This window comes from Pelobacter seleniigenes DSM 18267 (genome assembly GCF_000711225.1).
In the GTDB taxonomy this organism is placed as follows: Bacteria; Desulfobacterota; Desulfuromonadia; order Desulfuromonadales; family Geopsychrobacteraceae; genus Seleniibacterium; species Seleniibacterium seleniigenes.
In genome coordinates, this window is the sequence record NZ_JOMG01000002.1 from 445760 (window position 1) to 470345 (window position 24586).

Consider the following 24586-nt stretch of genomic DNA (forward strand, 5'->3'; position numbering starts at 1 on the left):
CTGCAGATTTTATATGGCAATCGTGAATGAAGTTAGTTTTCTTGGGCTTGTTTCTTCGATTGCACAGTCCAGATCAACACCAACAATCCAGCAGCCACAAATCCGATCGTTACACCGATTTCCAGCAAGGATGGCACATAGTGGGTTGTCAGGCCGGGTCCACTGAATGCGGCTGGAAGCTCAGCAAACTGCGCCAAAGCGAAGGCGCTGGTCACAAATTCATATTTCGCAGCAAACAAACCAACTATTGTTGACAACGCGGCAAACTTGATAAGGGAGGAGGAAAGTTTCTTTTGTGAGAGCATAAAAAGTGGCAACAAAACAGCCAACACAATGAATATCCAGAACATGGGAGAGGCTAAAGCTCCACTGGCCGATGCACTCATTGCCGGGGTTGAGGAATACCATTCCACAGTAAACTTGCCGAGTTCCATAATATCAACGATCAAAAGGTGCGCCAGCAGCATTGTGCGCACATACTCACGCTCACCTGCTCCCAGAAGAGCCAGTACGCAATAACCGAGTGCGACCGCAGTCGCAAAAAACAACGGGATCGTCATTGCCGAGTTCCAGACCGGATGGGCAATGACGGTGCCAAAGTGGAGGGCTTCAAAAATCGTGAAAAGCCCGGCAAAAAGAAGAGAAAGTCTGCCGAGCATGCGGGTATCGGTTCCTGCTTTATCTTTTTTGAGCAGCAAAAATGAAACGATCAGGAACAGGACATAGCTCCAGACTGCCCATGGCAGGAAGGCCTTAAAATTGGGAGTAAAAAGAACCATGATCCCGCGAAACGGATGTCCCAGGTCCATCCCGATAATCGGGAGCGCCGTAATCAGGCTGATAATTGCCAGCCACAGTGCTGGCCTTGCAGAGGCCTTGTAACCTTCACGACCGAAAGCATAGTACATGTTAGCCACCAGGGCCGACCCTGCCGACAAGGTAATCAGAAATCCATAGGAGGCAACCCAGAGTCCCCATGGCACATAACTTCCGTAACCGACTGAATTATCCCCCCAGATAACTATTTTGCCGATGGCGAGAGCGCCGCCTCCCAGAGCCAATAATGCTAAAACTATCTTCATAACTACCCCCTTTATCAGGCCAGATAATAGACTTTAGGATGAGTCCCCAGCTCACTCTTCAGGATCTCGACGCTTCTCCCCCGGAGCACACGGCTGACCAGCGCATCAGGGTTATTCAGATCTCCAAAGTAGGTAGCGCGTCCCAGGCAAGTGCTAACGCACAACGGCAGCAGGCCTTCCTCTATACGATTCGTGCAGAAATGGCATTTATGGGCGTTCCCCATCGGTGAAGCCCCTTTTTCTTTACGGTTCCAGCTTTTGTTGTATTCGTATGTCTCTGCTGCTTCATACTCTTGCCGCTGAGGCGTGTTGTCTGTGTAATATTTTCCGAGGTCGGTCGTTCGCGCGCCATAAGGACAATTGACAATGCAGGAACGACAGCCGATGCATTTGTGGTAATCAATGGCAACAATCCCGTCTTGGCGTTTGAAGGTTGCATTTACCGGACATGGTTTGATGCAAGGAGGATTGTCGCATTGCATGCAGGGACGGGGGGTAAATTCACGGGTCACGTTAGGGAACTTGCCGATTTCCTCTTCCATGACAGGGCGGTAGACAACCCCAGGTGGGAGTTTGTATTCCGCAACACAAGCAACTGTGCAGGCAAAGCATCCCGAACATTTTTTCTTGTCGATGACCATGCCCCATCTCCGCGCACTTCGTGGGCGCTTCAATGCTTTGGCCAAGTCATCCGACATTGTGACAACCGGGTCTTCCATCTTTGGATTCATCAAGTCCTCCTTTACGTAGGTTGGCGCATATTGCTCTAGAGCGTCTAAGAGCAATAAGTTTGCCAAGCAGAAAAGACTTGAATCAGCGGAGGTTCGATATAGAAAAGCAGGGAGACTGTATAGTTGCTATACAATAACCTGTATGCTCGCTATACAGATCGTTTGAGAGAAGGTGTGTGGGTGAGGCTGTGTTCTAACAGGAGTATAATTCCATTTTTTTTCTTAAGGTCACCCTGTTGATGCCAAGAAGTTTAGCTGCCTTGACCTGGTTTCCTCCGGAAAGGGCTAGAGCCTTTTTTATCAAGACACACTCAACCTTGGAAATGACTTGATGAAATGGAGAATCGTCGCCTTCCAGGAACGATTCATCGATCAGGGCGCTGATAGAGTATCTTTCACTTTTTTCAACGGAAACCGAAATATCCAACTGGCAATTGTCTGCTGTGACAGTGGCGGAACGGGCCAAAACAATTGCCCGGCGAAGAACATTCTGCAACTCACGAACATTGCCCGGCCAATAGTAGTCGTGAAGTTTGTTGAGTGCCTCAGGGGTAATGTCGGTGACTGGGGGAGTGATTGCCTGACCAAAGCGGGAGAGAAAATATTTTGCCAGCAAAGGGATATCTTCCCGCCGGTCACGCAACGCAGGGATGTGGATAGGAAAGACGTTCAGGCGGTGGTAAAGGTCTCGTCGAAATTCACCGTTATCCACCATTTCCAGTAAGTCGCGGTTCGTTGCAGCAATGACTCTGGCATTTGTATAGAGCGTAGCTTTTCCGCCCAAGCGCTCGAATGAGCCATCTTGAAGGACTCTCAATACTTTGGCCTGCATAGGTGCCGGCAAATCGCCTATTTCATCAAGAAAAATGGTTCCATCCTGACACTGCTCAAAGCGGCCGACACGCTGTTTGACTGCGCCGGTAAATGCTCCTGATTCGTAACCAAACAGTTCACTTTCAATAAGCGTGTCCGGAAGCGAAGCGCAATTGACCACCATGAAGGGTCCTGCCGTTCGAGGACTGTGCTGAACAATTGCTCGTGCAACCAGCTCTTTGCCGACACCGGTCTCGCCAAGAATGAGCGCTGGAAATTCTGTCGGGGCAACTTGCCCAATAAGCTTACTAACGGCGATTATCGCCCTGCTGCAACCAACAATGTAATCCGTTTTCGCCGAAGACGGCGTCTTATCATCGGCTTCGCGCACCTGTCCCTGAAGGCGAGACAAGTGACAAGCTTTTTGGAGGACCTGCCGGATCTCTGCATTTTCGAATGGCTTGATAACATAATCAAAAGCCCCTTCTTTCATTGCCTGCATGGCTGTCCCGGTATCGGTATAAGCGGTCATAAGCACCACTTGAATATCCGATGACCGTTGCTTGATAGTCCTCAAAGCGGTCAGGCCATCCATGACCGGCATGCGGATGTCCATCAGAATGACATCAGGAATATCTCTTTCCAGAATCGAGAGTGCTTCTTCGCCGTTTTCAGCTTCAAGAATTTCATACTCATCTTCAAAAGTACGCTTGAACGCATAGCGGACGGTTTTTTCATCATCAACAATCAGAACTTTATCCATAGGGTAGACTCACGATAACGGTGGTTCCCATCTGCGGTTCAGATGAAAATTCGATATTCCCATTTAATGTTTCGATAATATTCCAAACGACGGCCAGACCCAAGCCGGTTCCATTTTGCTTTGTCGTATAAAATGGGTCGTAAATCTTTTCCAACTGATCTTCAGTCATACCAACACCGGAATCGCTGATTGCTATTTTTACATAGTTGTCATCGCGCTTAACGGACAGTGTCAATACTCCTCCGTTCGGCATGGCCTGTAAACCATTGAGCACCAGATTGATGACAACCTGTTGCAAGCCGTCGGCGCTGGTTTCACAGTTCAGAGGAGTGTCATCTATGTTGATCGCCAAATCAACGCCGGATTTCTCTATTTTTCGTTTGGTCAGAGCGATAACGTCTTTAACGAGTCTATTAATATCAACAGTTTGAATTTGTGGGGCGTTCATTCGGGCATATCCAAGGAACTGGCTTACAATCTTATCAATGCGCCTCAATTCGTCGTTAATAGTAATAAGGTCGGTCCCTTCCAACGGTTCGTTCTGTTCATATGCTCTTTGTATCAGCATTTTTATCGGGGTTAGAGGATTTTTGATCTCATGCGCCAGCCCGGCGGAAAACTCGCCCAGGACATAAAGCTTTTCCTTTCGCACCAGTGCGTCCTGAGTTTTTTTTATTTCCATCATTGATTCTTTCAACTTTTTCGACATGGCATTAAAAGACAATGTCAATTCCCTGATCTCGCCAATACCGAGGACTTCAATATCTTCCCCAAGATTCTCTCCTTCAAGCTGAAGAACCGCTCGATTTAAAGTTAAAATCGGCTTCAATATGCGCCGAGCCATCCACAGTCCGGCCAAGATCCCTAAAAAAACAATCGCCACTGTTAACGTCAGCACCTTATTTTTGATATCCCGTATGGTTTCAATGAGATGCTCTGGCGTAATGCCTAATCTAAGATAGCCGATGAGGCCTAAACTCGGAGTTGTTATCGGAAAAATAAGATCAAAAGCTTTCCTGTTTTGTATCGCTTTCGCACGATGGATAAACCCTGCCTTGGACTGATAGGTAGACAACTCAACTGGAAGCGGTTTTATATTTAATTGCTGAGAAGAGGTGAGAAGGAATTTGGCTTGTTGGTCATAAGCTTCGGCATAGATGATGATGCTGTCAGCAGAATTAATGTAGGATTGAAAAAGAGTAAAAATTGAATATCGTTCTTCGTAGAGAAGCGGCTCCACCATCTGCCGGCTCATGATTTCTCCCAGCTGTAACGCCCTAATCTCGAGAAGATTTTCCAGCGTTTTTTGCTCTTCTTTCAGGATAACACTGGCAATTGTTAAAGCCGTTGCAATAAACACCACAGCAATTGACGCCGATAATCGAAATGCAATACTGTTAGGCCACCTCAAAACGATACCTTTCTTCTGAAAACTGAAGTGATTAGCCCCAAAAGATATCAGCACTATTCCGAAACATGTTTAATCAGTCTCAAAGCCGAATGGTACATTGCCGGGTCCGGAATTGTGAACCGATTGTAGTCCAAAGCCTCCAAGACGTGCCGACCTTCCGGATCGGAGGCCATTCCCAACAGAATTTTCAGCAAAGAGAGTTTTTCATCTTTTGGCATTGAAGGGGAAACGACAAATGGAGGCATGCCAAAATATTCAGAAACCTCAATCACCTTTACCTTGTGGGCAGCTGACTGTGGGTCTTTTAACAAGGCCTTATATATCAAACTGTCAACGGCAGCGGCATCAGCAATACCATTCGCGACAGCAGCAATAGATTTGTCATGGCTGGCAGTATAAAAAGTTTTTTTGAAAAACTGATTCGTTTTGTAGCCCAGTTCATTGATTTTAGCTGTCGGGTAAACGCGTCCGGTTAAAGACAACGGGTCAGTAAATGCAAAAACACGACCTTGTAAATCCGCTAAACTTTGCGCTGTTTCATCCTTTGCGACAATAATAAACGACTGGTAACGGGTTTCCCCATTTATCATCGGAGCAACCAATGCTTCCAACCCGAATGCTTGGTGGCCATCAAGAAATCCCCCGGTGCAGGTAAGCGCCATCGATATCTTGTTGTTTTCCAGCAGCTGGTTTATTTCTGCATAGGTTCGCCTTTGCTTCAGAATGACAGGCCGTTGAAGTTTTTCAGCAAGATAATCTTTAAGTTCTGAAAAATGCTTGAATGTCGTTGCCGGTGAAGTCATGGCGGAAACAGCGAAAATAAAAGGCGCCTGGTTTTCCTCTGCCATAGCGGAGTTGCTTATGCTAGCCACTAAAAAAAACAAAAGTGTGAAAACACGCGCGACAGATCTCTGAACAACCCTCTTAAACATTTTAAAGCTCCATCTGTGAGTCATTATGTTGTGGTCAACTCATTTCAGACACAGATTAAAGTTTTGCTTCGGCAGCCACACACAACAAGCCCCCATTCCATCCATGTAGCCGAATGCGATTATTGTATCCCATCAGGTATCCCCCGAGATCTCTTCGGACCTCTGACAATAGCTTTCATTTGGGATCTATGCACTTTTCAGGCCTAGGAACATGACAAAGAAGAGTGCGGTCAGAATATAAACCAGTAGCACGGTCCCAGTCCACACCGCCACCGTCAGGCCGAGTTACCGAGTAGCCGCAGATCCGGGTTGAACCAGAAGAGGCGTTGTGTGAAACTCAGGGCCTCACTGACAAAGACGGAGCACCCTCATCCTTAAGAACCGTCAAAACCCTCTCACAAAGAAAATACGGACAGATTTATTTTTCCAGATGAAATTCCGGGGTCTCATTTTCATCCTGCAGCAGATACTTTTCGGGTCGAGAACCGCAGTTGGCTCGAACGCCATTGATAGGTGGAGTGCGTAGCGTGGAATCTAGCAATGGCGTGAGGTACGACAGCCCGTCCCATCCTATCGGGAAAGTTACCTGACAGTGAGTCGTGCCAGTGAATCACCGGGCCGATGGGCCTTTTGGTTATGCATCATTTTAGTATTCCTTTTGCTTTTAGCGCCGCCATCGTAATCTCTTTTCGGAAAGTAGCATCGCCTTTTTTTCTAATCTCAAGGTTAGTTGCAAAAAACCAGATATTTCCTTTTGTTTCCACATATCCTACATACCAGCCTTGTTGGGAATCAGTTCCCATAGCCCAACCTGTTTTTGCCCTTATAGTAAATTGCGGATTTTCCTCGACGATCATCATTTTCTTCAACAGTTTTATATGATTACTGTCGTAAGGAAGTGACTCTGCATAGAGTTTCTTCAGCAAAACTATCTGCTCCTTGGCGGATATTTTCAGGTCGCCTTCTAGCCAGAAAGTGGAGACATCAGGGCCGGTCTTCTCGTTGCCATACTCCAGCTTTTTAAGATGAGCCAAATACTTCTGGTTGCCGACACGCCTGGCAAGTTCCTGATAAAACCACACGCAAGACACAGGAAAGGCTGTTTTAAGGGTCTGGTCTCTGTTCCATGCATTAAATCCCTTGTCTTTTCCGTCCCACGCGATAACTTCATTTTCGTTTTTGACAGCACCTTCTTCAAGGGCAATGAGCGTGTTGGGAATCTTGAAGGTTGATGCTGGTATAAATCTGGTTTCGGACCGACGACTGTTGTGGATATAGTTCATTTTTCCGTCAAGTGACGAGATGACAATAGTGCCCTCCACCCCACGATCTTGGAACAAGTTAGCCAAGCCAGCATCATCGGCATAAGCATAAGAAGGTGCGACAATAAAAATAGTCAGTGTCAATACAACAAGACATCCAAATATCGTCTGAAAATGCTTCATATACTTTCTTCTTTAATAACGTTTGGGCTCAGGGCGTTTGCGGAACGCGTAGCGTGTAACAAATCCGCTGGAGCCCTTGGTTGTTGAACAAAGCCGCTAGCTTCATTCCGGCAGCGTCACATGGGTAAGCGCAGCTGTAAGCTTATTGCATCCCCCTCTGTTTCCACCGGAGTGGAGGCTTGATTTCCGGAGTTTTGCCGTGAGGTTAAGCGTAGCGCATGGGAACGGCCTGGAAATCATGCTGGAACGCAGGTTGCCCCATCGGTTTGTTGATGGGGCTGGAAACGGTGGGACGAGACCCATCAATTATAAGTTTGTTTTCCGGTCATCAAGATTGTCATCACGAAAAGGTATTTAACATCCTGCCAGGGAATCTGCGGGAGCTTTACTCCCTGTTCAGGCACAACTCCCCTGTTTTGGTTAAACTTGTTTTCGGTGCTTCCAGTCGGGTGCCATGCATATCAATTACAACTGATTCTGTATATTCACGATATGCACTGCAGTGCCCTTTTGTATGAATAGAGATAGTCGCTTCAGCGCGATCCTGATCAAGTGCGCTGATCGCGTAATACTCGGCAGGAACAGTCACTTTTCCCGTTGACATGCTCAGCAGCCCCACCTTGCGGCCTTTCTTACTTTCACTTTGGAAACGGACATAGCCATCTGAAAAAAGCTCGAGTTCGCTGAAATCGAAACCGGTCAATACATGTCCCTGATGATCTGCCAAAGCACATTTTTCATCCGCGTTTCTCAATGTGATATGGGAGTCTCCGAGGGGTTTGATATCATAGAATTTAAAGGGAAAAATCTGCTTGAGATTGCTGTCGAGCACACCGTAATAATATCTGCCATTGCGGACAGCGAAGAGTCCCGGTCCGACAATCTTCGTGTATTTATAATCAAAAGGAACAACGGTTTTCCCCTGTTCGTCAATGATGCCGCAACGGTTATTTTCGGGGTGATAGGAGTTGTAAGCGGTGCAGACCGCGGCATATTGACCGCCAAATTCTTCGGCACCATATTTATATGTCGAAAAAGTATCGTAATCATAACCGGTCAAAAAGGTTCCGCTGCGATCGACCAAAGCAAAATTGGCATAGTCACTGCCCAGTTCGCGTACGGCGACATGGTCGCCCCCGAATGCTTCAATGCGACTGTAGCGAAAAGGGAGGATCTCATTTAAATTGCGGTCAAACAGCCCCTCTTTACCTCTTTCAAGGACAAACAGATCCGGCCCGACAACCTTGCTATCGTCATAATCCATCGGGATGATGACGGTTCCTTTTTTATCGATGATTCCGCATTTATGCTCACCAGTGCAGGCAGAGGCGTAGTCACCATAAAAAGACGCAGCGCTATAATATTGGGCTGAAATGACAATATTTCCTTTGCTGTCTTTGTAACCGTAACCCTCGTTTCTGTCCTGGAAAACAAGCAACTTCCCGGTCGGCAAGGTCCGCCTTGCCACCTCGCTACGTCTGGCCTGGAGCTTGAGGGCGTCCCTCTTTTGCTGTCGGTCCAGCTCGTCCAGATACTCCTGAGAGCTTCTTTCCAGATCCGCGATTTGCTGGCGTTGTTGTGCTGCCAGTCGTTCTGTAGCGCGTTGCCGCTCTTTATCCAGATCAATTTGGGAGAGCTGGTCATCGAGTTCGGCCAGAAAATCATCCTGTCCCGCGTCTTGCCGTGATTGCGCTTCTTTGTTGCGGCGTTCTTGTAATTGATAACTGGCCGCTAGCTGTTTACTCTCTTGCTGCTGCTTCCGCTTGAGCTTTTTGAGCTCTTGTTCCTCAAGCCTGGAGTTATACCAGGCTTTAACGGAAGAGAGGCTGGCTTCGAGTCTGGAAACGCGCGAAAGCATCTCGACCGCTTCAAAACCGTGCTTGACGATTTGTTTGGCCTGTTCGGGCGGCAAATACTTCCGCTCATCTCCGGAATAGGTGTAGAAGACGCGGTCCCAGTTCGGGCTGCCGGGAACATTGAAGTTTTCGGTTCCGGGCAGTGTTTCACGGGCTTTAAAATGCTGGACCGTGGGTTTTCCCGGCACCCCTGAGCCTATTTGGAAATAGACCTTTTCCCTGGCCGACAGCCCCGCACTGCGGACAGCCTCTTGGTCGACTCTGCCGTCGAAATCGAGGTCAACGATGAAGATCTCCTGCAAGACCTCCAGCGGTATCCCGGATGGGGACAGGGTCACGCTCTTGCCATTCCTGTCCTTGAAATGGAAGGAGCCGATAAGATCATTTATCCCCCAGACAATTTTGGTATTGAAAACCGGTTCCCCAATCAGCGTCCACTGCTTCCAGTGAATATCGAAGTAACAGGGCATGCCTTCTTCGTCGAGGAGAGAGGGGCGACTTTCAATATGCAATTGGCCCTGAGAACTGTTTTTCCCCTTGGCGGAATCGGCCATTGTTACGGAAGCAGAGCAAACGGACATGGCCAGGATGACGGTGAAAAGAACGATCAGTTTATTCATGGGAATTCCCTATTTGGCAGACAGTACCCGTATCATTGATTGAGATCGGCAAGATATTGGCCGGCCTGCCGGGCATAGCGCCCCTGTTCGCCTGCCTGCTTGAGATAGGCCTGAAATTTTTGTTTCGCCATCTCCTTGTCGCCGACTTCGAGCAGGGTTTTGCCATAGTGATATTGAAAGCTGGTGGGCAGATCCATGGCGAGCCGTTCAAAGCGTTGAAAATTCTTCAGGGCCAGGGGATAGTCTTCGTTTTTCAGGGCGCTGATCAGTTCCTGTTGGTACAGCTGACGTTGCTCTTGTTTGGGCAGGGCCTGAAGGGCTCTCTCTTTGGCCTTTTCCTGCCACAGTGAACTTGTCAGCTTGAATTCGTCGAGCTCTTGCGCCGTGATGGACGTGGCGTAAGAAGAGTGCCTTCCGGAATCGCTGGCCGCCAGTTTGACAGAGAGCTTGTAGTCGACGCTCTGCGGCTGCTCTTCAAGTTTTTCCAGATATGTTGCCAGGGGGATTGAAAAGGTGGAATTGCTATTTGTGATGACTTTTTCCCATTGAAATTCTTTTGTCAGGGGCTTTCCGTTGTGGAGATTGACTGAGTTTATGAGCAGGTTGGCCCACATGGTTTTACCAGGAAAGGGCTTGTATTCCTGTTTGGAGCGGCCGGTCGATTTTTTATCCCGGTAATGGATGGATTCGTATTTATGATGCTCACCGACAAACCCCTGCAGGATCTCTTTCGGTCCATCGACAAGAACTGCAATCGGAGCTGCAAGGGTCGTAGCCACCGGATTCGGCCTTTTGCCGCTGTGGCGAATTTGTTTGTATTTTTCGGCGTTCACCTCAGGGGTGCAATAGATTCTGCTGACGGTCACATCAAAGTTTCGACCGTTGACCTCCACACTGTTGATTTTTATGCCACAGGCTGAGGTATTGTCCGCGTCGTAAAAAGTTTCCCGACCTAAGGGGACTTCCTGGAGCTTTGAGTAACTGCCTCCACACCCCGGCAGGATCAACAACAGGCAAAGGGCAACAAAAAATATGATTTTCATCAGTTATTCTCCGATCAGGAAGTGAAGCCTCATCGATTATGCGGGGGAAATTGAATCTGAGAAAAATATCATATTTTCTGCGGCAATCGTAATAAAACCTGCAATTTTAATCCGTTATAACTTATCTTCCCAATCTAAGGGGGGGCAGGTCTCAACTCGTCACAGTTATTTCATCGGGATCGTCATCTACCTTAAGGAAAAACCAGGGGCGCTCCCGAACGACGCTCGTTTAAGAGGAGATGGCAGCAAAACCGGGACTGTCCCACACGGGGGCTGTCCCAGGTCTTTGCGGTGCTAACCGCTACAGTTTCATGGCTCACAAACTCTTGGGACAGCCTCCGATAGGAGAAAAGGAGGCAGATTTATTTTTCCACAATATGATCCGACATAGACGAAAGCCCCAACGTCCTTGTGCAAGTTGGGGCTCGTTTTGCTTTGGAAATGGTGATTTATCGAAGATTGGACAGTGGCTCTATGCTCACATGAGGTACTGCCAAAAAATAAATCTGCCCCCTTGCCACTCGGTATCTCTATAAAGACCGGGATTGTCCAACCACAGGATAAGATCGCAGCTCGTCCCTCGCGCTATCTATCCTTATTCGTTAGGCCTTTTTTATTTTAGCTGTCGATCCAATGTGTCAATTACTGGACCGCTTAGGTCTGTAAAACTATAAGAACACTTTTCAACGTCTTCTGGCATTGTTGAAAGTTCATATCCAACCTGATAGCCTTCTTCCCGTGCTATTTTTAAAAAGATCTTTTTTGCTTTGTTTTTGATTTTGTTGAAGTTGCGATCCGCTAGATTTTTGTGAGCTGTTGATTGAGTTATATTTTCATTTGATTCAATGATTGATTTGAATGTTGATGAACTTAACAACTTTTGATCTTCATTTTTTGCATATAATGAAAGGTTGTAAACTGCACTCTGATCAAAAAAAGCAACTTCTAAATTTTCAAGGGCTTCGCAATGTTTACTTGTGCGTGGGTATATGATGCTAACAATGCCTTTTGGGGGAGTAGGTGGATTATATCCAAAATTTGACAGTCTAAGCTCTGGATTCTCTATAATTCTTGGGCTGAGGCTTGAGGAGCAGCCTTGAAGTGCAAGAGAAATAAGTACGGCTATTAGTATTTTCTTCAAAATTTCACCTTTTTTCTTTTAAGCCTAAACAGGTAATGATAACCGGCAGCGACGAAATGTCCGAACACCACCGCAATTTGGTTTTGCTTTTCAAGTTTGCGCAGACGTATTTTCCGTCCAAAAAAACTGGGACGTCCCAGTTTTCTTTGGCCTTCCCGGTTTGCGGGGTCTCATTTTAGAAGAAAAGGGGCAGATTTATTTTTCCAGATGAAATTCCGGAGCTTCTTTTTCATCTCACCTAAATATTGAACTTAACAACAGCCTCAAGCAACGGGAGTTTCTTCACCCTGAATTGTCGCGGCCAAGATCGCTCAGTTGATATCGGCTCCACTTTAGCCAACCCCAAAAATCCGAAAAATCCTTCCACGTTGCGGAAACTATATGTAGAACGGACCATTGCCTCCGGAGTCATATAGTCTGTGCCCGCCTCCTCTTCCAGAATCATGGGGAAAGCCTGTAGGAAACGGTCTTCATAGAAGGTCTGAGGGTGCCAGTCTCCACCATACCGATTCAAGAGAAAGAGAGAAAAAAGAAAACTCTTCTGGATCAATCCGAACTCTGGATAACCGTCCCGATACCCCCAATTGAATGACTCAACATAGGTGCGAAAAAGTCGCGGATACAAGCACCTCATCCCGGAGTCCCCCAACAGCTTGCGACATTCCCGACTGAGAATGAATTTTCCTTTGTATTTGCGGATCAACCCGGCGAGTTCGGCAACAACACGCGTCAGGTGCAGATCAAAAAAATCCTCTTCTTTGTTGATATTGCCAATCTGAGTGTTCTTACGGTAAAGCTCCTCACCCCAATAGCTGAGGGCTGCCTGGCGACAAAAATTTCTGGGCAGATTGCCGGTCGCGGTCGGTTTCAGGCCATTATCGCCAATCGCTTCGACCAGCATACTGAACAGGGTCACAATCGGCGCAGCGGGTTCGGTTGCAAGTTGTTCCGGAAAGGCAACGAGCAGATTCGATTCAAAGGGAAAATAAAGGAAACGATGCATCTGCTCCGGAGATAATCCTGCGAAATCATTCTCCGGGGCCTGATTGCGTTCAGGGATATGCGTGGCAAGAAAGCTGTTGACCTCTTCAAGCGAAGCAAACTCTTCCCCTTGCAGCAATTGCTGGATCTCAGCGAAGGTTTCGGCAACAGCTTCAGGCTGGCCAGCAGGTTGCTGCTTTCCGAGACAGCATTTTTTGTATTTTTTGCCACTGCCGCATGGGCAGGGATCATTTCTGTTTATTTTCATCAGAACTTAACCTTTGCTGCTCTTTCAAGCCGTCCGAACAATTCCCGCTCTCTTCCTTCATCATTTGCTGCAGCCTGAACTGCATATTCAAAATCCCGATTGTCGAGTAATTGCGAAATCTGCTCAGCGACACATTCTCTCAATTTCAAATCAGCCTGCTCTAATTCCTTTACCAGTGACGCTCTCCCGCTGAATAGATTAAGAATATCTTCAATATCATGACTGCCCATGGGGTCATTCTTCCCTCGTCCCTGATAGGCCTGCAGTTTTGTTGCTACAAAGTATTCAGGCCTCACCAAACGGATATTAATCCCATCTGCAAGGCTATAGTATTTCGCTGTTTTAAGGGCTTCAGGATACCAAGGATTCGAAAATCCAAGCACACCCGAATCCGGCATAAAATCAACTTTAAGCTCTCCGAGAACCATTCGACAAATAACTGCCGACTCACTTGCATCTTCTGCAAAGCCTTTTTCACGCAGGGTCTCTTGTAACTTGGCCCATTCGACATGACTGACAACATGTACGATCAAGTCGACATCATCAGTATAACGCACCTGTTCCCGCGTATAATCGTCTGTGAGCAGGAGGCCTGTGGTGCATCCCCCGACAAATGCCACTTGATCAAGCAATTCTTCACCAAGAGCAACAGCGACTCGCGTTATCATTTCTCTAAATAAATTGAATCTTGACATATGCTTTCTTTGAGAAGTTTATTCAAGATTTCAGCTGCCATTGTTCTCTCTCTAGGCTGTCCCATCCGAATGGCGTCAGTCAAAGCCAAAAAAGCATATAACCTCTGATCTCTCCTGACTGCCTGAGGTACTGTCTTGAAAAGCGGTTCAATTAAAGATCCCTTGGTGTTTCCCTTAGCGTCCGACCACACCGGAGGAATGTCTCCAGCCGACATCAACTTGCCCTGAAGGACCGGCGCAGCCAAGCCCGTAGCAATGCCTCGTGTTAGTTCTGCAGGCCTGGCAGGAAAAACATAGCGCAATCCATAAACGATAAATTCAAACAAAGAGGAAATATTCACCCGAGGGAGTCCCGTTTTTCTGTCGGGCTTAAGCAGCCCTACGGCGTAGCACCTCTGCAGGGCAAGATTGACTTGGGATTTACTTATCCCTGTTTCGAGAGCCAGGGAACGCATCGTATAGTCATTCCCCCTTAGTTCCGACTTGGTTGGAACTTCTTTTAATGGAGAGACATTCCAATCTTCCCAATCCCACCAATCTCTCTCGCACGATGGCAGTTTCCAACCTTCTTGCCTTTGCTCTATCGAGACCAGTTTTAGCAGCAGAAAGATATCTTGACTTTTCATAGCACCTCCACGAAATGTCCCTAATCCCAGGACATGGGACATCTTCCAGAGCAAACAAGGTTATTGTCAAGAGAAATATTTTATCATCTCAAGGGGTGTTCTCCTTCATTTTCCAATCAACAAGAACAGACCATCTGTAACCAAGGGCGGGATAATTCCCCACACCATTATCTTTGGCAAGCTTGTCAGCGTTTCAGATATTACAGAACAGGCCGCAGTTCCTGGATATGATCGATGAAATGGCGCACCCGTTGGGGAAGCTGGCCGGGGCCGGTCACCAGGTAGACGTCATGTTTGAAACCTCCGCTCCATTCCGGGAGCACCCTGACCAGCCTCCCCTCCTTTTCCTCTTGAGCGACAAAGACATCCCGCACCAGGGCGATCCCGTGCCCGGCGATGGCAAAGTCGCGGCACAGTTCGGCGGAACTGAACCGGTAGGCAGGCTGGATGTCGAGAGTCTCCTGGCGGCTGCCGTTGGTCATTGTCCAGCGATTGCCGAAACGCTCAAGAACGATGCAGGGCAGCTTGTACAGGTCCTTCGGCTCGCCGGGTCGTGGGTAGTGCTCAAACAGTTCCGGCGCTGCGTAGAGATAAGGTTCGATTCTGAGCAGCTTTCGCACGATGAGCGGTGCAGCGATCGCCGGACCGATGAGAAAGGCGATGTCATAAGGATCGGTCCGCAGGTCAACCGCGTGTTCGGCGAAGGTCAGGTCGATCTGGATGTCAGGCCACTTGGCGGCAAAGCTGAGCAGAACCTCTTTCATGTGCGGAGTGAAGAGATCCCTGAACATGCTGATGCGGATCAGCCCGGCGGGCCTTTGCATATTCGTGACCACAGCGTCGTAAGCTTTTTGCGACTCAGCGAGGATGAATTCGCAGCTTTCGAGCAGTTCTACTCCGTTCGGGGTCAGATCGACATTGCGGGTATCCCGGTAGAAGAGCAGCACCCCCATGCGTTGCTCCAGTAACTTGATGCGCCGCGACAGGGTCGATGCTCCCAGCCCGAGAATCTCTGCGGCTTTGGCAAAGCTCTTCTGGCGGGCCACTTCGACCAGGAGGGGAACGTCATTAAGAAAGTCCTGCATGATTATGCCCATTTTTGGATGAGAGTTTTTATTTTATCCGCTTTATTCTGTATTTGGATACAATATAGAATGATGTCTGTTCAATGCAAGACGCCAAGTCGCTAAAGACTCTTTCGATGGGAGAGATCCTGGCGGAGTCAACAACACCAGCAAGGAGGAACGATCATGACTGTTCAGCATGTTCTTGAAGACACGCAGCGCTTTCTGGAGCATCTCGGCCTGGGCGAAGAACCATTCGGCGTCTATTATGCAGACCGCCTGCCGGACAATGCCGTCGGCCCCAAAACCGGGGTGCCCATTTCACGAGAGCTGGAAGACGCGGGACAACTCGATCTGCAGGAAGCCATGAAGACCTTTTCCTGTGTTATGGCCAACATCCGGCTTGCGCGCAAAAAGGGCTGCGCCGCCTTCATTTCCAAGGAAGAGTATGGCTGCTTTGGCGGGGTCTACTACTGCTCGCTGATGAAGCCGCACCTGCGTTTCATCGAGCACTATGTGACCACCGGCTTCAGCGGGACGCCCGTGCATGGCGAACGGTACCTACCGACTCCGGAGGCCATGCGTAAATTTCTTGCTGAGGTCGATCCGCGCAAAGCCCCGGGCAGATACTGCATCTTCAAACCACTCTCCAGCTTTGCCGACGGAGAAGAGCCGGAGTTGGTGATTTTTTTCGCCCGGCCCGAAGTGTTGAGCGGCCTCTTCACCCATACGATTTTTACGACCGGGGAGATGGACTGCGTCGCATCACCCTTCGGTGCGGGCTGCACGAATATGGTCGCCTGGCCCCTGTATTATCAGGAACAGGGTGTCGAGAAAGCCGTACTCGGCGGCTTTGATCCGTCGGTCAGAAAGTATATGAAAGGGGACGAACTGACCTTCACGGTGTCCTGGTCCCTCTATCAAAAAATGTTGCAAACCTTGCCGGAATCGATGTTCAACGTCGATGGTGCCTGGAAGGAGGTACGCAAGAAGGTGGCGCGCAGCGCCAAAGCCTGGGGGGAAGATACCGCAACCGCGTAATTTGGGACACATTCTGTTGCGACGATAAGAGTCAATGAAAACGGCCGGCCCTGCTTTGGGGCTGGCCGTTTTCATTGATAAATGATGAGGCCTTTGGGGGCAGCCGGCTCAGCAGGTCAGAGCATCCAGCAGCAGTTGGGTATAGGGTGGCAAAGCGGCGAAGTCCCGTGCGCAGAACATGAGCCTTCGCCGCGCCCAGCCCTCGGTAACAGGGATATGCTGCAGCGCCATCTCCCGACTCTGCTGCAGAGCTGCAGTTTCCGAGACAACGGCAATGCCAACATTCGCCGCCACCAGGTTGCAGACGGCCGCACTGTCGTGAAGCCGGACCCGGTACTCGATGCGACGGCCTAACCGTTCCGCCTGGTGATCCAGGTGCTCCTGCAGTGCACTGGTCTTGCTCAACCCGACAAACGGATATTCGAGCAGATCCCTGAAACTGACCGACTCCCTGCCGACCAACGGGTGATGCCGGGGCATGATGGCCACCAATTGATCAACCCGGAAAGGTCGCGTGACCAGACGGCCCGCATCGACGGAATCGGCGAAGACACCAAGATCGGCCCGCCCTGCCGTTACCAACCGGATAATCTCGGTACTGGGATTTTCCTGCAGCTCAACATTGATATGCGGATAACGGTTCAGACACGAGCCGAGGACTGCGGGCAGGAACTCGGTCAGGGCTGCAGTATTACAGAGCAGCTTCACTTGCGCCCTCACTCCCCTGGAATAATCACCGAGCGCCCAGCGCATATCCGCCGCTTGGCGAAGGATGATCCGCGCATGCTGAACAAGAGTCTGTCCGGCAGCGGTCGGCTCGATGCCGTGGCGCAACCGCTCGAGCAGGGGCGTTCCCAATTCCTCTTCCATGCCGCGAATCCGGGCGCTTGCCGCTGCCAGGGCCATATGAGCCCGTTCGGCCCCACCGGTAATGCTGCCGGCATCTATCACATGAAGAAATAATCGCAAATCGGTGAAGTCAAAGCGCATAGTCACTCCGCATGGTCTGTAAAACGTCTTCCCTTCGTATTATACGAAGTCACCCTCAAAATATCCCACATTGACCGGATTCGCAAGTTCGTCGACCATTACGCCATGGACACGTCAATACTCATATTTATTGCTGGATTATTAGCAGGATTCATGAATTCCGTGGCTGGCGGCGGATCGTTCATTACTTTTCCGACGTTGATCTTTGCAGGGGTGCCTTCGGTTTCAGCGAACGCAACCAGCACCGTCGCCCTGTTCCCGGGGAGCATCGCCGGCGCCTGGGCTTATCGCCGCGAATGTACCTCTTTCACCGCGGCGCCACTCAAGGCAATGATTTTAACCAGCCTGACCGGCGGCCTACTGGGTGCCCTGCTGCTCCAGCTCACCCCGACGCCGCTTTTCGACAAGGCGATCCCCTGGCTGCTGGCCACAGGAACCGTCATCTTTGCCGCAGGTCCGAAGCTGGGATGGCTCATGCAGCAGAAACGTCAGGGACAATCCGCGGCCCTTCTCGCCGCCCAGCTGCTGTTGGGAATCTACGGCGGCTATTTCGGCGGGGCGGTGGGGATCATGATGATGGCAGTGTGGAGCCTGTTCGGCATCCTGGATATTCGGGTCATGAATGGGATAAAGACCTTACTGGTGGGAGTAACGAATGCCGCCGCTGTTCTCTGGTTCTCGGCAATGGGCATGGTCTGGTGGCCCCAGGCCCTGATCATGCTGGCAGGCGCGGTCATCGGTGGTTACAGCGGCGCCCGTTGCGCCCGGCACCTCAACCCAATATTTTTGCGGCGCGGGATCACCCTCTTCAATATCATCATCACCGCTTACTTCTTTCTGAAAATGATGCGCTGATGACCGTAGCAAAGATGGATGAGCAAAGCCCCGGCGGACGATTGGAAGCCGTTCACTGCCCCGCCAAGGCAAGATACACCTGGGAGTACCCCATATCCACGGCCACGGCGATCAGCATCATCCCCATGATGATATTCATGACTTTCAGGCAGGTGTTGCCGCGGAGAGAGCGAAAAACAGTGGCCCCGAAGGCAGCGTACGTCAGGGGAGCGCCGAACCCGAGAACGCTGAGACCGACAGACCAGAGCGCGATCCACCCGCCATGGATCCCCGCGGCAGGGAACTGAACGGTGGTTACGGGGAGCACGACCATCATGGCTTTGGGGTTTAACAGCTGCATCAGCAACCCGTCTTTGTAGGTAAGAACAGCTGCGGGTTGGCTTGCCCCGCCGGTCTCGACCCTGCTCGACATTATTTTGTAAGCCAGGTACAGGACAAAGCAGACGCCCACCGCAGCAATAACGGGCAACAACCGGTCGTTCACGATCAGGCTGCCCGTATAGCCAACCAACAAAAACCAGCAGGCCAAAGCGCTTGCCACACCGCCGCAGAAGGGAATGTGCGCCCGAAACTGCTTCTGCGCGCCGCTGTTCAAACTGAGGATGTTGACCGGCCCTGGGGTGTACATGACCCCAATGGCAAAAAGGATGATTTCCAGCATGGGTTGACCTTTTATCTCTGCACTTGAAGCTGGTATTGCTTCGGGGTGATTCCATAGGCCCGTTTGAAGTGGCGATTCAAGTGACTGCTGTCGAAGAAACCGAATTCATGTGCGACACTGGTCGCGGACACCCCGTTTTTCAAGGCTTCGCGGACCTTGTTGATGCGATGATTCAGAATATATTGGTGCGGCGTCAGCCCGAACTGGCTGCGAAACAGACGGATCAGGTGATACTTGGACATAGTGGTGACATGGCTCAGCTCGTCAATGGAGATGTCCGCTTCAATGTTAGCGTGGATGTAGTCACGCACCCTCAGCAGGAGCGCATCTTTTTTATTGGTCCAGCCATCAGGGTGAAACCGGCCCAGCATCTTGGCGATGTGCACGGCGACAGCATAAAGCTCATGTTCTTGTTCCAGGGGGGAATTGGCCAGTTGCCCGGCATGCCGAGAGAGTCCCAGCAGCGTGGAGCGAAGCGCGGCATCTCTGAAGTGGGTTTGGGGAATCCGGCACTTTGTCATCAGCTCATTGCTGGCACACCCAACCAGTGGATAGAGTTTGCCAGGGTCAAAATACAGCATGGTGTATTTCAGGACATCGCCCCCGCCAGGGCTACCGTTATGCACATCCTCAGGGTTGAACAGGATAATATCGCCGGGCAAGCTGCTGAAATAGCGCCCCTTGCAGGAGAACTCCTGGACGCCTGCAGTGGTCACGCCAATGGCCAGTTCTTCATGCGCGTGCTTGCCGTAGGAAAAATCCGCCATGACGGCATTCAGCACGGTTATCCCCGATGAGGACCCTGGATTCTGAAAATGAAAGCTGTTTGCTGAACTCAATGACATTTTTTCACCCATACCCTGGTCGATACCATACCCTACCTATGAGCAGCTGCGCTTGTACAAAGTTGCTCAATCGATCTTCTCTCCTGTCAAACATTTTAGGGGCCGGCTGGTTGAGTCGGAGTGAGGGCGTTATCTGAACTAAAGAGGGTGAGAAACAGGGCAAAAATGCTACTCTTCACCCATCAGCTGTGCCAACCGGCGGCAAAGGTCCAGAACCTGTGCTTGATGTTCCTGCTCTTTTTGCCGGAATCGTTGTTTCGTTTCTTCAAGCTCACGTTCCATTGTTTTTACGCGCTCCCGATAACGCAGCACGAAGTCTATGGCATCCAGGGTCAACCCCATATCTTCGTGCAGGTAGCGGATGAGTTTAAGCTTCCTGACATCCGCGGCACTCAACCCCTTTGCACCATGCAACATCGTATGCGCAGTAACCAATTCTTCATGTTCACATTGGAAGATGAACTCTTCTGAGACTCTGGTCATACGGGCGACTATCCGATATTCGTAGTGAACATCCGGATCCCCGCAAAATGGTGAAATGGGATATTTCGTCATAGCCTGCTCCTCACCGGTCCGGCTAATTTCACAACCGGCACAACGTTTCGCTTAACGCAGAGTCTTCCACTGCTCAAGCAGTTCCTTTTCTTTGGTAGTCAGCTTTTGCGGCAGAACAGCTTCCACGGTGACATACAGATCTCCACGTTGCTCTGGATGTTTGATTTTAGGCATCCCTAACCCGCGCAGCCGGAAAACCCGACCATTACAGGTTTCTGGTGGAATAGTCAGGCTCACTGTGCGATCGATGCCGGGAACCGAGAGCTTGCCGCCTAACAGCATGGTGAACAAATCCACCGGAACCGTAGTTTTGAGATCATCGTTGTCGCGCAGAAACCGTTTGTCGGGCAAAACGTCAATGGTCAGATACAGATCCCCTGCCCTCCCTCCTCCAGTACCAGAACCTCCCTGCTCCTTGAGCCTGACCCTGGATCCGGTATTGACCCCGCGAGGAATTTTGACATCAATTTTACGGCCGTCCTCCCATTCCAACACCCGCTTGGTTCCGTGGTAAGCTTCGCTGAGACTCACCTGCAGTGAATGTTCGAGGTCTTCTCCGTGCCTCGGTTGCACCTGCTGATAAAATTGCGCACCACCCCTGTCTCCAGTCTTTTGCTGCCGGGCTCCGCCGCCGAACAGATTAGTGAAAAAATCCGAAAAGCCGCCGCCAGAGCCGAATAACTCTTCAAATTCTTCGGGACTGACGGTTCGATAACTGGAGTTCTGATCGGCTGCTGCCGCCCTCTCTCCCCAGTTGAAGTCTTCTGGCGTTCCTCCACTTTTCTGGTGCTGCTGCCACTGCGAGCCCAGGCGATCGTACTGCTGGCGTTTTGCGGGGTCGGAAAGAACTTCGTTGGCCTCGTTGATATCCTGAAATTTCGCTGCGGCATCACTGTTGGCCGAATTGACATCCGGGTGATATTTTCGGGCCAGCTTGCGGTAGGCCTGTTTAATCTCTTTCGCATCCGCTTGTCGATCCACACCCAGAATGCTGTAGTAATCCTTAAACTCCATGCTGGCTCCAATCAGTCGCATCCAGACAGGTTCAACGGGAGATTATTACACCCGGTCCGGAGTTTCCGCTCAACTCGATGCGATCAACACCTGCGCGGGACGTAACAGCTTGCCGTTGAGCAGATAACCCTTTTGCTCGACCCTGATGATGGTATTGGGTGCGACCCCGGGATACCGGACCACACCTATGCTTTCGTGTAGACTGGGTTCGAACGGTTGGCCCAGGGCTTCCAGTTCTTCGACATGATACTTGGCCAAAAATTTACCAAGCAGGATTCGGTTCATTTCAATCCCCTGCAAGATATTTCGGCTATCCTCCTCTTGCGAAATATGCCGCAAGGCCAGGTCAAGGCCATCAGCGACAGGCAAAATATCTTTCAGCAGCGCTTCCCTTTCAGCCTCGACTTCCTGGGCGGAGGTACGTGCCAGCCGTTTTTTAGTGTTCTCCAGGTCGGCAAGCAGGCGCAGGTATCGCTCTTTCCAGACAACTCCTTCATCCGGTGACAGATTTTCGGTTTCCGGATCTCTATCCCCGGGCTTACCGGTATTTATTTGCCTCTCATCGACCATCATCTCACCTCTGTCAACAAGTTATTTTTCAGACCCATTTCTTTCTCTTATGGGCAGCTGCGCTGATGGAGCAAAATAATGAAGATAGATGCCATTTTCGGCAATAATCAACAGCTTCGCCAAGTGGAGTCTTTTACCCCAACGTTGAGCAGCCAACCATCAGCATTCAGCATTACCATCCCGATATCAATTTCGGGGTAACCACACCACTATGGGACACTGTGCTCAACACGCGCTAACTGAAGCGTTAAAATAGCGCGCCAGCAATCATTTCGGCGAAGCAACCGAGCCGGTATAGAAGGGTTCGCACTCTCCACCAGGAAAAAGATCTCTCCCCATCTTTAAGACTTTCGTTACCGGTCCAGCGAGAGCCTTGAGGAAATTCGGCGGCTCTACCTCCGGGTTAAGGAAACTGCCACGAATTTTCTGACGCACCTTGGCGCAGCCATCGGCGTCGATCAACGCCAGGGTCAGGTCATTGAATTTTTCGTTAGCCAAATCGAGTCCCCCCTGGAGGGCGACCCGGTGCTTGCCGGTTGCCAGAGCGACATCCCGCGCATTGGCAACGCTCCGCTCGACCTGCCAATCGGAAACGAGAGTGCGGATCTCGCTGCTTCCCTCCGAGCCCTGAAGGTTGCTGGCAAAATTGTAACCCTTGGTGACCAGCAGCCCAAGCGGTCCGGCGAAGAAAAAGGCGCCCACGTCAACCAAATTGAAGTTTTGACTGGATTCAAAGTGGGAGAACTCCTCATCCAGATCCCGGCCCAAGAGCTGGATATTCTCGCCATGCAGGGTCACGTTTCCCATGATCGTCGGTCTTATCTCGTTCAAGGTCTTTCCCTGCGCCGAGAGGTCTGCGGAAAAATCCATCGTTCCCGTTGCGACGGGCTGCGGCGACAGGAGCTTGAAAAACTCTTCGATTCGGAACGCGGGCAATTCATAACGGAGGACGTAAATGGGGGTTTCGCCGGCAAAATCCGCACGGAGGCTTCCCACCCCCTGGGCACCGAAAACCTGCATCGTGACCGGACTAAGATCGATGACGCCGTCCTTCCCGCTGGCTGAAAGGTTCACCGCGGACAGCGTCAGGTCATGACTTTGCATCTCTCTACAGGCAAGTTCCGCCGTAAAGGAAAGGTTTTTCCGCAGATCCGAGACCTTCCAACCCGCAGGCCGCAACTGGTCGACTATCAGGCTGCAGTTCGATGCCTCGAACCCCGCTCCCGATTGTTGGTCCGAAAAGATCAGCGTCCCTTCTGACAGGGAGACTTTCGACCAGCCCAGAGTGGTTTCAGCATCGCCGTCCGGCTCCTTATTCTGGTAGTTGAATTTTCCGTCCAGATCCCGTTCAATGGATATCCTGGGATGTTTCAGCGCGAACGTTCCGATACGGATTTTATTTTGCAATAAAGGAAAAAGGTCAATCCCGAGCCGGACCTTTTCGGCACTGGCGATCTCAGTCCCCTGCTGAGTAAGGTGCACGTCCTCCAGAGTGATATGCAAACTCGGGAGGAGGGTCATACCTAGAGCGCCGTCGACCCTGACCTCCATTCCCAGCGCTTTCGATGCTGTGGCCTCCAGCTTGGCCCGATAGGCATCTGTGTCCACAAAAAGAAACAGGACCATGGTGGCGATGGCGAATAGCGCAATCAACCCGCCGGCGATAATAATGACTATTTTAAGCGCTCTTGCCATGGCCTTGCCCCAGATTCGCATGATCGACAGGGATCAGTCGGGTTCATGAAATGATATGATAATAGACCGCAAAATAGTGACAGATGCTCCCCGCCATGACGAAGAGATGCCAGATCGCGTGGTGAAAACGCAGCTGCTTCCAGGCGTAAAAAATAAGCCCGAAGCTGTAAAACAGCCCGCCAGCCAACAGCAGCACTAAGCCTGCCGTGGGGATCAATTCGATTGCCGGCTTGACGACGATGACGATCAACCAGCCCATCGCCAGATAGATCAGCGGCCCTAATATTTTGAAACGATCAATGTAGAAAATTTTGAAAATCACCCCCAGCAAAGCGATGCCCCACACCACGCCAAACAAGGTCCACCCCCAGTTGCCGCGCAGAAAAACCAGCGCAAATGGGGTATAGGTTCCGGCGATAAGGAGATAGATGGTCGCATGATCAAAAATTTTGAACAGTTTCCCAAGGCGCGCATGAAATTTAAAGATATGGTACAGCGTAAACACCGCATAGGAGATGACCAGGCTCAAGCCGTAGATGATAAAGGTCAGGAGATGCATGCCATTCCCATCGTTGCTTGCATGCAGAAGCAAGGCGATCAGTCCGGGAATGCTCAGAATGAAGCCCAACGCCGGGGAAGCAATGTTGGCAATCTGGGTCGATTTGTAATATCGCTGTTCCATGGTTCCTGACCTAAATGTCACAAAAAATGGTTTCCGGAGATCTATCCTCTTTATCGATTTAATTTTAACAAAGAAAAACCGGGCACGGCGCCTTGCCACGGTAAAAGCGGTCATATCTTTGCAGAGTATCCCGGCCGGGATTTTCCGATTGCTCAAATATTGCCCCGCATAAGTGTAGCGAAACCGGTTCCTTGGACACAAATTTAG

General features: G+C 50.3%; 23 protein-coding genes. 2 read left to right on the forward strand and 21 right to left on the reverse strand.

Going from position 1 to position 24586, the window contains the following annotated elements; all coding sequences use genetic code 11:
• Positions 1 to 32: 32 nt before the first annotated feature.
• The 13 genes from nrfD to N909_RS0104735 form a co-directional block, all read right to left on the reverse strand.
• On the reverse strand, positions 33 to 1082 hold the full coding sequence (gene nrfD / locus N909_RS0104675) for an NrfD/PsrC family molybdoenzyme membrane anchor subunit (protein WP_029912136.1): 1050 nt from the start codon (positions 1080 to 1082) through the stop codon (positions 33 to 35).
• A 14-nt stretch (positions 1083 to 1096) separates the two neighbouring features.
• Positions 1097 to 1813, reverse strand: a complete 717-nt coding sequence (locus N909_RS0104680; protein WP_036682900.1) for a 4Fe-4S dicluster domain-containing protein — start codon at positions 1811 to 1813, stop codon at positions 1097 to 1099.
• Positions 1814 to 2006: 193 nt separating this feature from the next.
• Entirely contained in the window at positions 2007 to 3389 is a 1383-nt protein-coding gene (locus N909_RS0104685; RefSeq protein WP_029912141.1) for a sigma-54-dependent transcriptional regulator, read from the reverse strand.
• Complete coding sequence (locus tag N909_RS0104690; RefSeq protein WP_162179108.1) at positions 3382 to 4752, reverse strand: sensor histidine kinase; 1371 nt, start codon at positions 4750 to 4752, stop codon at positions 3382 to 3384. Before N909_RS0104690 ends, N909_RS0104685 begins: the two co-directional genes overlap by 8 nt.
• Positions 4753 to 4853: 101 nt before the next feature.
• Positions 4854 to 5756 (reverse strand): phosphate/phosphite/phosphonate ABC transporter substrate-binding protein, encoded by a 903-nt coding sequence (locus N909_RS0104695; RefSeq protein WP_084167469.1) that lies wholly within the window; start codon positions 5754 to 5756, stop codon positions 4854 to 4856.
• A 617-nt stretch (positions 5757 to 6373) separates the two neighbouring features.
• Positions 6374 to 7177: a class D beta-lactamase gene (gene blaOXA, locus N909_RS0104700; protein ID WP_029912150.1), complete on the reverse strand. Its 804-nt coding sequence runs from the start codon at positions 7175 to 7177 to the stop codon at positions 6374 to 6376.
• A gap of 385 nt (positions 7178 to 7562) precedes the next feature.
• A complete protein-coding gene (locus N909_RS0104705) occupies positions 7563 to 9653 on the reverse strand; it encodes a WG repeat-containing protein (RefSeq protein ID WP_029912153.1) in 2091 nt (696 codons plus the stop codon).
• Between the two features lie 32 nt (positions 9654 to 9685).
• A complete protein-coding gene (locus N909_RS0104710) occupies positions 9686 to 10696 on the reverse strand; it encodes a tetratricopeptide repeat protein (protein WP_029912156.1) in 1011 nt (336 codons plus the stop codon).
• Positions 10697 to 11309: 613 nt separating this feature from the next.
• Positions 11310 to 11837 carry a hypothetical protein gene (locus N909_RS25570; RefSeq protein WP_155005867.1) on the reverse strand — a complete coding sequence of 176 codons (528 nt, stop codon included), beginning with the start codon at positions 11835 to 11837 and terminating at the stop codon, positions 11310 to 11312.
• Between the two features lie 238 nt (positions 11838 to 12075).
• Positions 12076 to 13086: a YecA family protein gene (locus tag N909_RS26285; RefSeq protein WP_029912159.1), complete on the reverse strand. Its 1011-nt coding sequence runs from the start codon at positions 13084 to 13086 to the stop codon at positions 12076 to 12078.
• Positions 13086 to 13781, reverse strand: coding sequence for a hypothetical protein (locus tag N909_RS0104725; protein ID WP_029912162.1), 696 nt, complete (start codon positions 13779 to 13781; stop codon positions 13086 to 13088). Before N909_RS0104725 ends, N909_RS26285 begins: the two co-directional genes overlap by 1 nt.
• Complete coding sequence (locus N909_RS0104730) at positions 13751 to 14407, reverse strand: hypothetical protein (RefSeq protein WP_029912165.1); 657 nt, start codon at positions 14405 to 14407, stop codon at positions 13751 to 13753. The genes N909_RS0104725 and N909_RS0104730 overlap by 31 nt, the downstream gene beginning before the upstream one ends.
• A gap of 200 nt (positions 14408 to 14607) precedes the next feature.
• Entirely contained in the window at positions 14608 to 15492 is an 885-nt protein-coding gene (locus N909_RS0104735; protein WP_036682904.1) for a LysR family transcriptional regulator, read from the reverse strand.
• 165 nt (positions 15493 to 15657) lie between these two features.
• Between N909_RS0104735 and N909_RS0104740 the strand changes: the two genes are divergently transcribed.
• Complete coding sequence (locus N909_RS0104740) at positions 15658 to 16512, forward strand: DUF169 domain-containing protein (RefSeq protein WP_029912171.1); 855 nt, start codon at positions 15658 to 15660, stop codon at positions 16510 to 16512.
• A 108-nt stretch (positions 16513 to 16620) separates the two neighbouring features.
• On the opposite strand, the gene N909_RS0104745 is transcribed toward N909_RS0104740, so the two are convergent.
• Positions 16621 to 17502: a LysR family transcriptional regulator gene (locus N909_RS0104745; protein ID WP_029912176.1), complete on the reverse strand. Its 882-nt coding sequence runs from the start codon at positions 17500 to 17502 to the stop codon at positions 16621 to 16623.
• Between the two features lie 105 nt (positions 17503 to 17607).
• On the opposite strand from N909_RS0104745, the gene N909_RS0104750 reads away from it, so the two are divergent.
• The gene (locus tag N909_RS0104750) at positions 17608 to 18357 is read left to right on the forward strand and encodes a sulfite exporter TauE/SafE family protein (protein WP_029912178.1); all 750 of its coding nucleotides are present in this window, start codon (positions 17608 to 17610) and stop codon (positions 18355 to 18357) included.
• A gap of 52 nt (positions 18358 to 18409) precedes the next feature.
• Here N909_RS0104750 and N909_RS0104755 read toward each other — a convergent pair whose 3' ends face one another.
• From N909_RS0104755 to trhA, 7 genes are all read right to left on the reverse strand, one after another.
• On the reverse strand, positions 18410 to 19018 hold the full coding sequence (locus N909_RS0104755; protein WP_029912180.1) for a LysE family translocator: 609 nt from the start codon (positions 19016 to 19018) through the stop codon (positions 18410 to 18412).
• Between the two features lie 11 nt (positions 19019 to 19029).
• Complete coding sequence (locus N909_RS0104760) at positions 19030 to 19863, reverse strand: AraC family transcriptional regulator (RefSeq protein WP_051689861.1); 834 nt, start codon at positions 19861 to 19863, stop codon at positions 19030 to 19032.
• Between the two features lie 168 nt (positions 19864 to 20031).
• Entirely contained in the window at positions 20032 to 20418 is a 387-nt protein-coding gene (locus N909_RS0104765; protein WP_029912186.1) for a chaperone modulator CbpM, read from the reverse strand.
• 51 nt (positions 20419 to 20469) lie between these two features.
• On the reverse strand, positions 20470 to 21432 hold the full coding sequence (locus tag N909_RS0104770) for a DnaJ C-terminal domain-containing protein (RefSeq protein WP_029912189.1): 963 nt from the start codon (positions 21430 to 21432) through the stop codon (positions 20470 to 20472).
• A gap of 69 nt (positions 21433 to 21501) precedes the next feature.
• Positions 21502 to 22005 carry a nucleotide exchange factor GrpE gene (locus N909_RS0104775; protein WP_245613571.1) on the reverse strand — a complete coding sequence of 168 codons (504 nt, stop codon included), beginning with the start codon at positions 22003 to 22005 and terminating at the stop codon, positions 21502 to 21504.
• 264 nt (positions 22006 to 22269) lie between these two features.
• On the reverse strand, positions 22270 to 23697 hold the full coding sequence (locus tag N909_RS0104780) for an AsmA family protein (protein WP_029912194.1): 1428 nt from the start codon (positions 23695 to 23697) through the stop codon (positions 22270 to 22272).
• Positions 23698 to 23740: 43 nt separating this feature from the next.
• The gene (gene trhA, locus N909_RS0104785) at positions 23741 to 24379 is read right to left on the reverse strand and encodes a PAQR family membrane homeostasis protein TrhA (RefSeq protein WP_029912196.1); all 639 of its coding nucleotides are present in this window, start codon (positions 24377 to 24379) and stop codon (positions 23741 to 23743) included.
• Positions 24380 to 24586 lie beyond the last annotated feature (207 nt).

What these genes read in the sequence shown, in the direction of transcription:
- N909_RS0104730 (WP_029912165.1), bottom strand. Translation starts at nt 14,407, where the DNA reads ATGAAAAGTCAAGATATCTTTCTGCTGCTAAAACTGGTCTCGATAGAG.
- nrfD (WP_029912136.1), bottom strand. Translation starts at nt 1,082, where the DNA reads ATGAAGATAGTTTTAGCATTATTGGCTCTGGGAGGCGGCGCTCTCGCC.
- N909_RS26285 (WP_029912159.1), bottom strand. Translation starts at nt 13,086, where the DNA reads ATGAAAATAAACAGAAATGATCCCTGCCCATGCGGCAGTGGCAAAAAA.
- N909_RS0104680 (WP_036682900.1), bottom strand. Translation starts at nt 1,813, where the DNA reads ATGAATCCAAAGATGGAAGACCCGGTTGTCACAATGTCGGATGACTTG.
- N909_RS0104705 (WP_029912153.1), bottom strand. Translation starts at nt 9,653, where the DNA reads ATGAATAAACTGATCGTTCTTTTCACCGTCATCCTGGCCATGTCCGTT.
- N909_RS0104685 (WP_029912141.1), bottom strand. Translation starts at nt 3,389, where the DNA reads ATGGATAAAGTTCTGATTGTTGATGATGAAAAAACCGTCCGCTATGCG.
- trhA (WP_029912196.1), bottom strand. Translation starts at nt 24,379, where the DNA reads ATGGAACAGCGATATTACAAATCGACCCAGATTGCCAACATTGCTTCC.
- N909_RS0104775 (WP_245613571.1), bottom strand. Translation starts at nt 22,005, where the DNA reads ATGATGGTCGATGAGAGGCAAATAAATACCGGTAAGCCCGGGGATAGA.
- N909_RS0104740 (WP_029912171.1), top strand. Translation starts at nt 15,658, where the DNA reads ATGACTGTTCAGCATGTTCTTGAAGACACGCAGCGCTTTCTGGAGCAT.
- blaOXA (WP_029912150.1), bottom strand. Translation starts at nt 7,177, where the DNA reads ATGAAGCATTTTCAGACGATATTTGGATGTCTTGTTGTATTGACACTG.
- N909_RS0104745 (WP_029912176.1), bottom strand. Translation starts at nt 17,502, where the DNA reads ATGCGCTTTGACTTCACCGATTTGCGATTATTTCTTCATGTGATAGAT.
- N909_RS0104735 (WP_036682904.1), bottom strand. Translation starts at nt 15,492, where the DNA reads ATGCAGGACTTTCTTAATGACGTTCCCCTCCTGGTCGAAGTGGCCCGC.
- N909_RS0104725 (WP_029912162.1), bottom strand. Translation starts at nt 13,781, where the DNA reads ATGTCAAGATTCAATTTATTTAGAGAAATGATAACGCGAGTCGCTGTT.
- N909_RS0104710 (WP_029912156.1), bottom strand. Translation starts at nt 10,696, where the DNA reads ATGAAAATCATATTTTTTGTTGCCCTTTGCCTGTTGTTGATCCTGCCG.
- N909_RS0104765 (WP_029912186.1), bottom strand. Translation starts at nt 20,418, where the DNA reads ATGACGAAATATCCCATTTCACCATTTTGCGGGGATCCGGATGTTCAC.
- N909_RS0104780 (WP_029912194.1), bottom strand. Translation starts at nt 23,697, where the DNA reads ATGGCAAGAGCGCTTAAAATAGTCATTATTATCGCCGGCGGGTTGATT.
- N909_RS0104695 (WP_084167469.1), bottom strand. Translation starts at nt 5,756, where the DNA reads ATGACTCACAGATGGAGCTTTAAAATGTTTAAGAGGGTTGTTCAGAGA.
- N909_RS0104760 (WP_051689861.1), bottom strand. Translation starts at nt 19,863, where the DNA reads ATGTCATTGAGTTCAGCAAACAGCTTTCATTTTCAGAATCCAGGGTCC.
- N909_RS0104755 (WP_029912180.1), bottom strand. Translation starts at nt 19,018, where the DNA reads ATGCTGGAAATCATCCTTTTTGCCATTGGGGTCATGTACACCCCAGGG.
- N909_RS0104770 (WP_029912189.1), bottom strand. Translation starts at nt 21,432, where the DNA reads ATGGAGTTTAAGGATTACTACAGCATTCTGGGTGTGGATCGACAAGCG.
- N909_RS0104750 (WP_029912178.1), top strand. Translation starts at nt 17,608, where the DNA reads ATGGACACGTCAATACTCATATTTATTGCTGGATTATTAGCAGGATTC.